10 protein-coding genes, 1 tRNA gene and 1 pseudogene are annotated in these 12,558 nt (G+C 66.4%); 7 read left to right on the top strand and 5 right to left on the bottom strand.

The features are described from left to right. Positions 1-144: 144 nt before the first annotated feature. Together OIU93_RS16925 and OIU93_RS16920 are read right to left on the bottom strand one after the other, a co-directional pair. Positions 145-1,410 (bottom strand): GTP pyrophosphokinase family protein, encoded by a 1,266-nt coding sequence (locus OIU93_RS16925; protein ID WP_372342954.1) that lies wholly within the window; start codon positions 1,408-1,410, stop codon positions 145-147. A 204-nt stretch (positions 1,411-1,614) separates the two neighbouring features. Next, positions 1,615-2,421, bottom strand: a complete 807-nt coding sequence (locus tag OIU93_RS16920; RefSeq protein ID WP_264271229.1) for a DUF2637 domain-containing protein — start codon at positions 2,419-2,421, stop codon at positions 1,615-1,617. 480 nt (positions 2,422-2,901) lie between these two features. Between OIU93_RS16920 and OIU93_RS16915 the strand changes: the two genes are divergently transcribed. Together OIU93_RS16915 and OIU93_RS16910 are read left to right on the top strand one after the other, a co-directional pair. Continuing rightward, entirely contained in the window at positions 2,902-3,534 is a 633-nt protein-coding gene (locus tag OIU93_RS16915; protein ID WP_217388294.1) for a uracil-DNA glycosylase, read from the top strand. 46 nt (positions 3,535-3,580) lie between these two features. Then, entirely contained in the window at positions 3,581-5,047 is a 1,467-nt protein-coding gene (locus tag OIU93_RS16910) for a DUF2079 domain-containing protein (RefSeq protein WP_264271228.1), read from the top strand. 252 nt (positions 5,048-5,299) lie between these two features. Here OIU93_RS16910 and OIU93_RS16905 read toward each other — a convergent pair whose 3' ends face one another. The 3 genes from OIU93_RS16905 to mptB (OIU93_RS16895) all read right to left on the bottom strand — a co-directional run bounded on the left by OIU93_RS16905 (position 5,300) and on the right by mptB (OIU93_RS16895) (position 9,899). Continuing rightward, on the bottom strand, positions 5,300-6,625 hold the full coding sequence (locus tag OIU93_RS16905; RefSeq protein ID WP_264271294.1) for a glycosyltransferase family 87 protein: 1,326 nt from the start codon (positions 6,623-6,625) through the stop codon (positions 5,300-5,302). Positions 6,626-6,693: 68 nt separating this feature from the next. Then, entirely contained in the window at positions 6,694-8,304 is a 1,611-nt protein-coding gene (gene mptB / locus OIU93_RS16900; protein WP_264271227.1) for a polyprenol phosphomannose-dependent alpha 1,6 mannosyltransferase MptB, read from the bottom strand. Next, a complete protein-coding gene (gene mptB, locus OIU93_RS16895; RefSeq protein ID WP_264271226.1) occupies positions 8,301-9,899 on the bottom strand; it encodes a polyprenol phosphomannose-dependent alpha 1,6 mannosyltransferase MptB in 1,599 nt (532 codons plus the stop codon). Before mptB (OIU93_RS16895) ends, mptB (OIU93_RS16900) begins: the two co-directional genes overlap by 4 nt. A 384-nt stretch (positions 9,900-10,283) precedes the next feature. Between mptB (OIU93_RS16895) and OIU93_RS16890 the strand changes: the two genes are divergently transcribed. The 5 genes and pseudogenes from OIU93_RS16890 to def form a co-directional block, all read left to right on the top strand. Further along, positions 10,284-10,490, top strand: coding sequence for a hypothetical protein (locus OIU93_RS16890; RefSeq protein ID WP_264271225.1), 207 nt, complete (start codon positions 10,284-10,286; stop codon positions 10,488-10,490). A 143-nt stretch (positions 10,491-10,633) separates the two neighbouring features. Continuing rightward, on the top strand, positions 10,634-11,251 hold the full coding sequence (gene orn / locus OIU93_RS16885) for an oligoribonuclease (protein WP_264271224.1): 618 nt from the start codon (positions 10,634-10,636) through the stop codon (positions 11,249-11,251). 140 nt (positions 11,252-11,391) lie between these two features. Then, positions 11,392-11,467 (top strand) — tRNA-His (locus tag OIU93_RS16880). A 174-nt stretch (positions 11,468-11,641) separates the two neighbouring features. Further along, positions 11,642-11,860 carry a hypothetical protein gene (locus tag OIU93_RS16875; protein WP_264271223.1) on the top strand — a complete coding sequence of 73 codons (219 nt, stop codon included), beginning with the start codon at positions 11,642-11,644 and terminating at the stop codon, positions 11,858-11,860. A 72-nt stretch (positions 11,861-11,932) separates the two neighbouring features. Then, positions 11,933-12,439 (top strand): annotated as a pseudogene (gene def / locus OIU93_RS16870) (peptide deformylase); the annotation flags it as partial. Positions 12,440-12,558: the final 119 nt, after the last annotated feature.

The following is a 12,558-nucleotide window of genomic DNA, read 5'->3' as shown; positions in this document are numbered from 1 at the left end:
TACCCAGTCTACGCGGGTGGCAAGCCCTTTGGCGTGATGATGCGTTCAATCTCACGCCGGATCCACACCTGGGGTCCGCATCCGACGCAGTTGGGCCCCCCGCGACGGCACACGATGTGCGGTGCCGCCGGGGAGCTGAGATGCTCAGGGCTTGGCGTTGCCCTTGGCAGGTTGCTGGTCTGCCTTGGCGCCACCGGACCTGGGCACAGCCTTGGAATCTGGCTTCGAATCGGCTGTCGCCTCGGCCTGGGATTCGTCCAACGCCGCTCGCGCCGCCGATGCAGGCAATCCGGCGGCGGGCGCCGGCACGGGAGTGTTCTGGGCCTGCTTGATCCGGTACGCGTCCATCTGCACCAGGCGGCGGCGCAGTGAATCGGCCCGGTGCGCATCCCCTCCGCTGGTGGCATCGATGTGGGTGGTTCCGAAGTGCCACAGCAGTACGTCGTCCAACAGGCGGTCGGGGCCCGGGGAGTAGCGGTGGTCAAGGGCCGCACGCACCGAGGTGATCACGTTGGGTTGGAGCAGCGCGGCAAATTCGCGGGTGCGGGCGAGTCCGTGGGCGGCGAGCAGTTCCGCGGCCCACCCCCAGTCGTCATCGGACTTCCTGTCCACGTGCGGCAGCAGCGTCTGCCAGATGAACTGGATGCGCGCCGCTCCCAGCGGCACTGCTCCCTCGCCCTGGGCATCCCAGAAGCCGGTGACGGTCTCGAAGCGTTCGTGCAACTCGGAGAACTGGTCTTCCACCGCCTCGAGCATCGCGGCGGTGGCGGTGAACTGCCGGTCAATGTGCGGGCTCCAGGCGCGCGGCTCGGCGTTCTTGAAGCGGATGTCGTGCTCGATCTCGCTCCACGCATGGGAAAGGATCGTGCGGATCTGCACCTCGAAGACGAAGTTTCCGGTGATCTTGGTGTCCCCGCCAAGCCTCGCCTGGAAGTCGCGCACGACCTCCTCGCCGCGGGTCTTGAGGATCAGGTGGCGGGACGAATAGCCGTAGGTTCCCGATTCCACCGAGCCGATGTCCTTCTCCCGGTCGGAGCGGCAGTCGAAGTCGGAGCGGCGGCGCTTGATCAGGTTCGCGGCTTCGCGGATCTCATGCGGCAGCTTCACGATCACCCGCACTCCCACCAGGTCGTGGATCTCGCGCAGCGGGCTGGGGAACTCCAGCGCGGGGGTTTCCCCCTCCTCCCCCACCAACATGCGGGAGGCCTTGTCACGGAAGGACTCGACGGTCTTGACCCGGCTGACGACGAACAACGGGGTGTTCTCGGTTTCGTCAAAGAGGGACTCGATGCGGGTGCGCATGGCCTCGGCGACATGTTCCAGCATCGGGCGGGCAGCGGCATACCGTTCAACGCTGCCCCTAACCTGGTCGCGCAACGAATCATCAAGGGTTTCCCAGGGGGTGCCCACACGTGCCTCCTACAAAAACGGCTGGTCGGGGGTGCTCACGGATCAGCTTATCAACTGCCGCTTCCCGTCATTTGTGGCGGCGCGGCAGCCGTCCCAAAGTTTGTCCCTCTTGCGGGATGGCATGGAAAAGCCCGCGGCCCGTTGAGGCGGGGGACAAATCCCTGGAACAACGGTCCGCGGGCTTCAGCGGGTGGGCGCGGGTGCCTAGTTCTTGGCATCCAGCGATTGGGCAACCTCGTCGTAGAGCGGCGAGGGGCCGTTGGCATCCATGGCCTGGGCCTTGCCCGAAGGGAAAGCCTGGGCTGCGTTGGAAGCAGCGGCGGCCGGGCGCTGCGGCCCGGCGGACGGCGCCACGGCCGGTTTTGCGCCCGGGGCGCTCTTGCCGGCGTCGGCACGGCCCTCGGCCCGGGCCCGTGAGGTGGCTTCGGCCAGCTGCTCCTTGGCCGCAACCAGGCGTTCGGCCTCGGCTGCCTGTGCATCGCTCATGGCAGCCTGGAAGCCGTCGTCGTAGGCCAGCCCGTATTTCTCGGCCTCGACAGCCTCCTCGTCGTATGACGCAATGGCGCGACGCTCGGCGGCTTCTGCCTTCTTCTGGTACATGTGCACTGTGAGGTGGGTGATCGCCAGCAGGACGACCGGCGGCATGGCCGCCACCAGCGCGGAAACCACCGGCGGGATGTCGGACTGCATGGCGCCGACGGTCAGGATTGCGTGCACGGAGTTCGCTGCCGTGGAGACGAAGGCGCCGAAGAAGAGCAGCGTCCACGGGTAGATCATGGCGCGGCGGTCGTGGCCGTTAAGCGCAACGATGGCCACCGTGGAGGCCACGATCATGCCGTCAACGATGACCGGCCAGATCCAGGCCAGGTTTTCGTCGATGCCCGAGCGCTGGGCAAGGTCGGTCAGGGCGGCAAAGGACAATACGAATGCGCCGACGGCAATCACGACGGTCGCAGCCACCGCGGTGCGCAAGACGGCCTTGTGCGGCTCGTTCGGGATCTTTTCATTCATTTGGCTGGATGCCTCAATCGATCGTGGGTCTGGTGATGCGCTAACGGTGGCCCTCCGGGCATGCCACGGCATGTTCCCCCCGGTGGCCGACCACGGTCAATCCTATGTGCTTGCACCCGCGCCGTCCGACCGCGCAGCCCCGGGTCCGGCCCGCGGGGAAGCACGCGGTCAAGGCGGCGGGCCATGAAGAAAGCACCAAGTAAGCCCACCGATTGTGTGCCCCGATGCGGGATCTGTGCCAATCATCACCCTCGGCTCGTGGCGGCCGAGCCTGCCCAAACGGCCCGCGAGCGGCTATTGTTAAGCGTGGATCAACCCTGCGTTCACCTTGGGGCATGACAGCCACCGGAACCACTTCGATCCCACTCCCCCCGCTCTAGCAGCATTGACATGGTTATGGACGTGCGTCGCCCCTTGGATGACGCGCGCCCGCAACGACGCCCCATGTCTCCGTACCACCAGCAGGAGAACCTCACCTTCATGACAGCCATTGCCCCGGACCACGTCGAACACTCCCTCATGGAACGCCGCTACGAGGAGCAGATCGAACCCGTCAACCGTCTTCTGGACGAGACCCGCGCGCTTCGACCCGCCACCTCCGTTTCCTACGTGGATCCGATGCACAACATCGAGGAGGCGCGGATCATCTCGCTGTACTCCAACATCGGTGTGGCCCATGAGAGCGGATTCATCGACGCCGGCTCGCAGGAAGCCGCCACGCGCATGCTGGGCATGCAATGGCAGCTGGGGCTGCGTCCCGAGTACATCCTGCCGTGGAACGTGCACCCGTGGCACACCCCGGGCGAGGCCAACGGCAAGTTCACCCCGCCGCAGATCACCTCGGGCCTCAAGCCGCTGCTGCGTCTGCTCAAGGTCGTGCCGCGCGCATCGGTCCTGATCGCCCACGGCACCGAGGCGCACCGCCTCTCCGAGCAATTGGTCAAGACCCAGAACCCGCTGCTGTGGCGTCGCGGATTCAAGACCTACAAGGTCAAGTCGCTGGACGGGCGCGCCTTTGCCGGCTCCCCGGAGCGCCAGCAAGCCCACCTTGAGGAAATCTACGCGGCCTACGCCGACGCGATGGCGCGCACCGGTCTGGCTCCCGCCAAGTAACACCATCGAATCGTCCACGCAGCGACTTGCGGATAAACTCGAGTCCATGCCCAACAACACCCCCGCTCCCGTGAGCCGCGCCCAGAAACTGCAACTGGGAACGGCAATGGTCCTCGCGGGGGTGTTGTACGTTGCGCACTCTTTCCTGCGTTTTGCCAACTTCGAATCCCGCGGCTACGACCTGGGCATCTTCGACCAGGCGGCCCGGCAGTACGCCATGTTCAAGGCACCGATCGTGCCGATCAAGGGCGTGGACTTCAACCTGCTGGGCGACCACTTCCACCCGATCCTGGCGCTGCTGGCACCGTTCTACTGGATCTGGAACGACCCTCGGATGCTGGGCATCGTCCTGACGCTGCTGCTCATTTCCACCGCGATCCCCGTCTACCTGTTCACCAGGCCGCGCTTCGGGCACCTCGGCGCCCTGCTCACCGCCTCGGCGATGCTGCTGTGGTGGCCGTTCCAGGCGATCGTAAACTGGGAATTCCACGAGGTTGCGTTCGGCGTGCCGATCATGGCGTGGATCATCTGGGCCTTCGACCGCACCCGCCACTGGCTGGTTGTGGGCCTGTCCGCCGTGCTGCTGCTGGTGCGCGAGGACATGGGCATCACCATCGTGGCCATCGGCATCGTCATGCTCTTCCACAAGCAGTGGGCCAAGGCCGCGCTGCTGGCGGCCGCAGGCCTGGGCGGCTACGTGGCTGTCACCAGCTACCTGATTCCGCTCTTCTCCCCCGCCGGTGAATTCACCTACTGGCAGTACACCGCCCTGGGCGCCAGCGCCGGGGCGGCGATCCTCTTCCTGCTGACCCACCCGTTCCAGTCGATCGCCATCCTGTTCGACCACGAGCTCAAGGTCGCGCTGTGGCTGCTGAGCTTCCTGCCGCTGGCCCTGTTGCCGCTGGCCTCCCCGTACGTCATCCTGGGTGCGCCGATGCTGCTGAGCCGGCTGTTCAACGACCGCCTGAACACCTGGGCTCCGGTGTACCAATACGACGCGATCATGGCCCCGATCCTCATCCTCTCCGCCGTGCACGTGCTGGGCAAGCTCATGGAGCGCTTCGGCTGGAAAAAAATCCGGGTCATTGCACCGGCCTGGCTGCTGGCTTTCGCGCTGGTCGGCACGTTGTTCTTCCATTCGGTGTTCCCGTTGGGCCGCACGCTCACCGGCGCAAACTGGGCACCCGGCACACTGGTCGCCGCCAAGGAACGGGCCGTGGCGATGATCCCCGACGGCGTGTGCGTCGAGGCAGCCGACACGCTGGTGCCGCACCTGACCACCCGCACCTATGTGGGCATGCACGGGGACATCGGCACCGAGCTCTCCAACTGGATGATCATCGACTTCAACGAGCAGGAACTCGGCGGCTGGGATCCGCTGAGCCCGCCGCAGGCACTGGAACGCGCGCACGCCCTGGGATTCGAGGAAGTGGCTCCCCTCGACGAAGGGCTGCTGGTGTTGCACCGCGACATCCCCGTGGCGCCTGTCTGCTCGGAGTACCTGGGTCGCTAGCGACCGTTTCAGCCAGGGACTTCCAACGGGGGCCGCACCGGACCGGTGCGGCCCCTGCGCGCTTTCCGGGCCGGTGCCCACCACTTCCCCACGATATACGGGTCGTGGGAAAAGTCCCCCCGGAATGCAGGCCCTGCTGCCGCCCGCCCGCCCGGGTACGCAAAAGCGGGATGGGAGCCAGGTTGTCCTGGATCCCATCCCGCCGGTTCAGCGTGGGGTCAGACCGGGATTACGCCGGCCGGTTGCCGGGCATCATCGGCTGTTCGCGGTCTTGCTCCCCAGCACGAACCTGTCCTCAAGCCCTTCCAGCGGCCCTGCCAGCGGATCGTCGAGACCCTCGGTGCGCACCACGTCGCGCTCGGGGTTCCGGATGTCGCCGATGATCTTGACGCAAAGGTAGACGAGCATGCCCATGTGCGCGACGATGCCCAGGCCGTAGAGGATCTCGATCGTCCAGGAATCCCCGAAGTACTTCAGCCCGGAGACCCACTTGGCGCTCCAGAGCCACACGAAGATCCAGTGGAACACCTCGATGCCCTGCCACACCAGGAACTCGCGCCACTTGGGCCGTGCCAGCACGTAGAGCGGGATCAGCCACATCACGAACTGCGGAGAGTAGACCTTGCCCAGCAGCAGGAACGCGGCGACGATCAGGAACGCGAGCTGGGCCAGGCGCGGGCGGCGCGTGGCGGTGAGCCCCAGCCAGGCGATGCCCAGGCAGGCCAGTCCGAAGAGGCCGTTGGACAAGTAGGACATCGTCGAGCCGTCCATCCCGGTCCAGACGAAGGCGAGCCACATCGAGGAGTTGCCTGCCGGGCGGTCCCCGGAGAAGGTGTAGAAGCGGGACCACTCGTCGAACGCGGTGAGCATGAACGGGACGTTGACGGCCAGCCAGGCCACCGCTCCGGAGGCCAGGGACACCCAGAAGTGGCGCATCCGCCCAGTGCGCAGGCACAGCACCAGGATCGCCCCAAAGAGGAAGAACGGGTACAACTTGGCCGCTGCGCCCAGGCCCAGCAACACCCCGGCCAACACAATGTGCTTCCGGGAAAAGGCCAGCAGCCCCGTCATCGCCAGCATCACCGCCAACAGGTCCCAGTTCAGCTGGGACGTGAGGATGATCCCGGGGGCCAGCGCCACCATGATCGCGTCCCGGCTGCGGTGCCGCGCCGCGTAGGCGACGGCCACCACGACGACCGCCCAGCAGATGAAGGACACCGCGGAATTGACGTCGAAATAGGCCAGCTGGCGCTCGGGCGAGAAGCCGATGCCGGGGATCACCAGCGCGGTGAGTCCGGCGAGGATGGCCAGCAGGACCGGGTATTCCAGCGCCTGCTCGGCCGGCAGCCCGGTGAAGTACGGGAAGAGCTTGTCGGCCATCCCCCGGGTGCCGAAGAGTTGGGTGAAGTCCGAGTAGCACAGGTGCAGGTGCTGTTCCGCGTCGGGCCACCCGTTGCTCCTGCACCACTGCTTGGTCAGCACGGCGATGGACGCGCCGATTGCGGTCAGCACCAGCAGCCCGATGATGATCGGGCGCGTGGCCTCACGGGCGTTGAACAGGTTCTTGACCGGTTGCATCACGATCCGGTTGCCTCATTTCTAGGGGTCTTCGGGATTTTGGAGGGGGTTTTGCGGGGACGAAGGGGCTATTTCTTGCCCGGCAGCAGCGGCCGGCGGCGGTCCGCGCCGAAGATCGCCGCGGTCTTGGGGTCGATGAACACCAGGTAGCCCATGTAGGCCAGGCAGATGGCCGCGGCGAAGAGCCGCACCCAGAGCAGGGAGAACCACTGGCCGATGGACAGCTGGTCCACCACCCCGGAGAGCAGCACCAGCAGGCACAGGATGTACAGGGCGCGTTCCCAATTCACCGGGTAGCGCCTGCTCAGGGCGAAGAACGGGATCAGCCAGAGCAGGTACCAAGGCTGGATGATGGGCGCGAGCACGACCGCAGCGCCCAGCCCGTAGCCGGCGTAGAGCAGCGGCGGCCCGGCCGGGCGGCGGACCGCCAGCCAGAACACGATGGCCAGGGAGGCAAGCCGGAAGACCGAGAACACGATGCCGGCAATGAAGTCCAGGTCCCCGCCCGCCAGCGAGCCCAGCCAGCCGACGAGCATGCCCAGCAGCCCGACCGGGGCGTAGGGGAAGGCCGCGGATCCGGCGCCTGCCATCGCCGGGATCCACCCGAACCAGAGCCCGGAGGCCGCGCCCAGCAGTGCCATCACCGCGGTTGCAACGGCCCCGGTGTACACCCAGGCGCGGATCTTGCTCCCCATTCGCGCGTTGCGCGCCACCATCGCCAGGCCCAGGAAGGGCAGGACCAGCACCACGATGGGCTTGATGGCGATGGCCGCGGCGGCCGCGAGGATGCCGGCCAGGTGGCGCTTGCGGGCCACCAGCACGAAGCCCAGCAAGGTGGCGCCGATCATCAGCCCGTCATTGTGCACCCCGCCGACCATGTTCAGCAGGAACAGCGGGTTGGCCACGGAGATCCACAGCGGCCATGCCGCATCCCGGCCGGTGAGCCTGGCCAGGGCCACCACAGCCCAGGCGCACAACGCGACCCCGGCCACCGCCACCAGGCGCATGAGCATGACCCCGTATTCGGGCACGCCGCCGGAGACGAAATAGACAAACCGCGCGTACATCAGGAAGAGCGGACCGTAGGGCGAGGTGGATTCGGCCCACAGGGAGTCGGAGCCCTGCGCGAACCAGCCCGGCAGCTGGGAGACCCAGTCGGTGTAGGGCGAGAGGCCTGCATGCATGAGCCTCCCCTGGCCCAGGTAGGAGTAGACGTCCTTGGAGAGGATCGGGAACGAAAAGAGCAGCGGGATCGACCACACCCAAATGGACTTGGCGATCGAGGCCAGCGGGTCGGTGCCCGGTTCTCCGGCGCGCTGGCGCAGCCGCAGCCACGCGCGGAAGAGCAGCATCGAGCCCAAAGCCAGCAGCAGCGTGCAAATGATGACCCCGAGCATCTCCACGCGCAGCGGAAGCAGGAACTTGGAGCGGGCCAGCAGGGATTCCTGCGAGCTGGGGATCCAGCCCACGCCCCAGGACCCGGCCATCACCATGATCGATGCCAGCAGGCCCTGGGCGATGGCGATGTCCGGGGAGTTCTCCCCGCCGCCGGTCAGCCGGCCCAGCAAGGGGATGCGGGAACCGCGCTGGCGCAACGCCTCGAGGGCGCGGGTGGTGCCGGCGAAGCGTCGGCCGGCTCGAAGGTCGGGGAAATCCGGGATCCCGGCGGGGTTGCTCACGGGTTGGGCACCTCGGGATCCTCGCGTGGCCCGAGACCGTTCGCCGTGGCGCCGGGTCTCTTGCGCCCGGTGCGCAGCGGCCCGGCGCCGCCGCCCAACCGGGTCGGCAGCGTCGCGACAAAGAGCTTCCGGGTCCGCGGGTCCACGAACGCCAGGTACGCCATCGCGGCCCAGGAAATCCCGGTGGACAGGTGCTTGACCCACGGGTCCAGGTCGGAGAGGAACTGCCAGATGAATAGCTGGTCCGCGGCGCCAAAGGCGATGAAGAAGGCGGTGGTGACATAGACCCACAACAGTTGCCAGTCGTCGCGGATGCCGGTGATGGCGAAGAAGGGCAGCAGCCACAGGATGTACCAGGGCTGGATGATTGGAGAGAGCACCACCAGCGCGGAGAAGGCCAGGGCCATGCGCTGGATCAGGTGCGAGGACTTGCCCTTGAAGATCAGCAGCAGGACCAGCCCCACGGAGGCGAGCCGGCCGATGAGCTTCAGTGCCGGCAGCAGCCAGTCGCTGGGCACGCCCATGGTCGACAGCGCCCCGGAGAGCAGGGCGTTGAGCGCGCCCACGGGGGCGAAGATGACGGCACCGGTGCCGGTGCCCAGCATGACCTTGAGCCAGCCGAAGCCGTAGCCGTTGGCCCAACCGATGACGGCCATGATCACGAAGACAAGCAGCAGCGTATAGGCCCAGTAGCGGATTTTCTTCCACCATCCGGCGTCGGGACCCGCCCACAGCAGGCCAATGAAAGGCAACAGGACCAGGGTGATGGGCTTGACGCCGATGGATGCGGCAATGAGCACCACGCCGAGCACGCCCCGGCGGGTGGCCGCGTAGTAGGTGCCGGCCAGGGCCAGGCCGATCATCAGCGAGTCGTTGTGCGCGCTGGCGACGAAGCTGATCAGGAACAGCGGGTTGGCCACCGAGATCCACGTGGCCTTGGCACCGGAGACCTTGTGCAGCGCCGCGATCTTGGGCACGTAGACCATGCACAGGATCACCCCGGTGAATGCGACCAGGCGGAAGATCAGCACCGAGAGGTCCGGGCTCGTGCCCACCAGCTGGTTCACCCAGAACTCCACGTTCAGGTAGAGGGGGCCGTAGGGCGTTTCGTCCTCGGCCCAGGTGATGTCGGCGCCGAGTTGGAACCAGTTGTTCATGGTGGAGATGCCATCGACGTATGGGTCCTGGCCCGCGGCCACCAGTCGTCCCTGGCCAATGTAGGCGAAGACGTCGCGGGAGAAGATGGGCAGCGCCATCAGCATCGGGACGCTCCAGGCCCACACGGCCTTCTTCACGGTTCGCAGCGAGCCCTCCGGCCAGCCGGCCAGCTGCTGGCCCAGCCGCAGCCAGGCGCGGAACAGGATCCAACACCCCAGGGTCAGCACCACGGTTCCGGCAACCACGCCCCAATAGTCGGTGCGGATCGCGATCAGCAGCGGGTAGCGGTTCAGCGGGGAGACACTGGCGAGCCAGCCGACACCGAAGGATCCCAGCATGATCATGATCGAGCCGATGGTGCCTTGGATCAGCGGGGACAGGTGCGGCCCGCGACCCGCCTGGCTAGTGGTCCCGGCGGAGGATCGCACCGCTTTCATCTGCGCCCCGCTCCTGATTCGTCGTACCTTGGCTGGATCCACCAGGTGTGTTTTCTGCTTGCGCACCGGCTGTCCGGTCGCGTCGCGGCGGCGCCCACGGGCGCTAAAGTCCGCGTAAAAAATCAAGTCCGATCCTAGCATCGCCCGCTGGGTTTGACCCGGAAGCGGGCCCCGGTGCGCGCGAGGTCACATTGTTCGGTCGGACCGGACCGATAAGCGCATCCACGGGCGCGTCGGCGGGTGCGGGCCAGGGCAAGTGCGGCGCCCTGCCGCCGGCACCTGAACGCGGCTGCGCACCGGGCGTGGCTAACGGGTTGGTGCCCGCGGATGGTGCATAGGCTGGGGGCCGGAACATTGATCGATCACAGAAGTGAGGCAACACCCGTGGGCAGGCGTGCAAAGAGTGTCGGCAGTGCGGTGCGCAACCATTCCCTGCTGGGCTGGGGTGCGTTCCTTTCGGTCCTGCTGGGGGTTGCTTCGCCGTTGCTGGGGATGAGCACCGTCGCCTCGATCGCCTTGGCCGGCACCCTGCTGGTCGTCTTCGTGATGCTGTGGCTACTGAGCGCCACGGGCAGCTCCACCAGGCACTGAGCATCGCAACTTGGCGAGGCACCCCCTCCCACAGGCTTGGCCGTCCCTGACGGGCACCCCCGCCAGGGGTGTGCATTTCGGATCCGCTCCCGCGCTGGCCGCGCCGCGGTCCGCCCGCGAAGGAATCGGGTAAATTGGGGTCCGTGCCTATATCAGCTGAAAAAATTGTATGGATCGATTGCGAGATGACGGGCCTGAGCCTGGAACATGACGCGTTGATCGAAGTTGCGGTCCTGGTGACGGACTCCGAGCTCAACATCCTGGGTGACGGGGTCGACGTGGTGATCAGGCCCCCCGCCGCCGCCCTGGAGCAAATGGGCGACTTCGTGCGCAACATGCATACAGCCAGCGGGCTGATCACCGAGCTGGACGCCGGCTTGGAGATGGACGCGGCGCAGAAGCTGGTCATGGACTACATCCGTTCCCACGCCCCGGAGCCCAACAAGGCACTGCTCGCCGGAAACTCCGTGGGCACCGATAAGAATTTCCTCTCCCGGGACATGCCCGAGGTCACCGAACACCTGCACTACCGGATCCTGGACGTGTCCACCATCAAGGAGCTGGCCCGCCGCTGGTACCCCCGCGCGTTCTTCCAGGCCCCCGCCAAGACCGGCAACCACCGGGCCTTGGGCGACATCCGGGACTCCATCGAGGAATTGAAGTACTACCGGGCCACCGTCATGGTCCCAGCTCCGGGGCCAGATTCGGCGTCGGCGAAGGTCGCAGCGGCCCGGATCATCGCGCAAAGACCGGCTGATTAGGAACTGTGGTGCATAACACATGCAAAAGGGCGGCTTTCGAGTTGGCACTCAACCACAAAGTATGTGTAAGATAGTTCTCGTTGCCCAGCAGTTCGGAAGAGATTCCGACCGGCAGGACAGCTAGCCTCAGGGCGAACTTGGTGGGTATAGCTCAGTCGGCAGAGCGTCTGGTTGTGGTCCAGAAGGTCGCGGGTTCAATCCCCGTTACTCACCCCAATGAAGCCGCTCCGGAAATTTCCGGAGCGGCTTTTGTCATCCCACCACACTTCACGTCATCGCACGGCAGAGAGGGGCCGGACCAGCAGATGGAACGCAGCATCTTTGGTGAAGACCACGGTCACGTCCGCGAGATCGCCACCGGCCACCTGGACCGGGAGAGGGGAACGCCGGATGCCCCGCTCTCCGTGGGAGGTCGCGGGCAGCCCCGGTGTAGCTCCGTTCCCCCCAGAAGGCCACGTCGATCAGCGCCCAGGCACCGCAAGCGGTGGCCACATCGTGGAGACCCCGGTCGCGCAGGCGCTCCTGGCCGCGCAGCTGCCGACAGTCGTCGGAATCACCAGCAAGCACAGGCCTGAAGGCATCTGCACCTCGCTGCTCGCCCACGCCTGAAGCCCATCGTCCCGGGGGCCGCCCCCGCCCCTCCCCCCCTACCCGATCCCCCTGAAAGCCCTAGGAGAAGCCTTGAGTATTCGTCCGGTCACCATTTACGGCGAGCCCGTGCTGCACACGCGCGCGCAGGAAGTCACCGAGTTCAACGACGAATTGCGCGAACTCATCACCGACATGTACGACACCATGGATGCGGCCAACGGCGTGGGCCTGGCTGCCCCGCAGATCGGCGTGGGCCTGCGCATCTTCACCTACGCGTACGAGAACGATGACGGCGCTCCGTCCCGCGGCGTGGTGGTCAACCCGCGCCTGACCCTCTCAAAGGTCTCGCAGGCCAACCCGGATCCGGAAGAAGAGATCGAGGGGTGCCTCTCGGCCCCCGCGCTGAACTTCCCGCTCAAGCGCGCCGATTACGCCCGGGTCGAGGGATTTGACGGCGACGGGAACGCGATCTCCTTCGAGGCTACGGACTGGTTCGCCCGCATCATGCAGCATGAATACGACCACCTTGACGGCTACCTCTACGTCGACAAGCTCAACGACAAGTGGGCGCGGCGCTGGAAGAAGGCCAAGAAGTCACTGGAAAGCCACCGCGGCGTCCTCACGGTTGCCCGCAGTTGTGCGGAAATAGCCGAAGTGATCGCGCTGTGCGAAACCGGGCTCGCCGATGCGGTCATCCTGGCCGGTCCGGCGGAAGA

It is taken from the genome of Paeniglutamicibacter sp. ZC-3 (assembly GCF_025847175.2).
GTDB classification, from domain to species: domain Bacteria; phylum Actinomycetota; class Actinomycetes; order Actinomycetales; family Micrococcaceae; genus Paeniglutamicibacter; species Paeniglutamicibacter sulfureus.
This window is presented reverse-complemented; position numbering and strand designations above follow the sequence as displayed.

What these genes read in the sequence shown, in the direction of transcription:
- OIU93_RS16920 (WP_264271229.1), bottom strand. Translation starts at nt 2,421, where the DNA reads ATGAATGAAAAGATCCCGAACGAGCCGCACAAGGCCGTCTTGCGCACC.
- OIU93_RS16915 (WP_217388294.1), top strand. Translation starts at nt 2,902, where the DNA reads ATGACAGCCATTGCCCCGGACCACGTCGAACACTCCCTCATGGAACGC.
- OIU93_RS16910 (WP_264271228.1), top strand. Translation starts at nt 3,581, where the DNA reads ATGCCCAACAACACCCCCGCTCCCGTGAGCCGCGCCCAGAAACTGCAA.
- OIU93_RS16905 (WP_264271294.1), bottom strand. Translation starts at nt 6,625, where the DNA reads ATGCAACCGGTCAAGAACCTGTTCAACGCCCGTGAGGCCACGCGCCCG.
- mptB (WP_264271226.1), bottom strand. Translation starts at nt 9,899, where the DNA reads ATGAAAGCGGTGCGATCCTCCGCCGGGACCACTAGCCAGGCGGGTCGC.
- OIU93_RS16875 (WP_264271223.1), top strand. Translation starts at nt 11,642, where the DNA reads ATGCCCCGCTCTCCGTGGGAGGTCGCGGGCAGCCCCGGTGTAGCTCCG.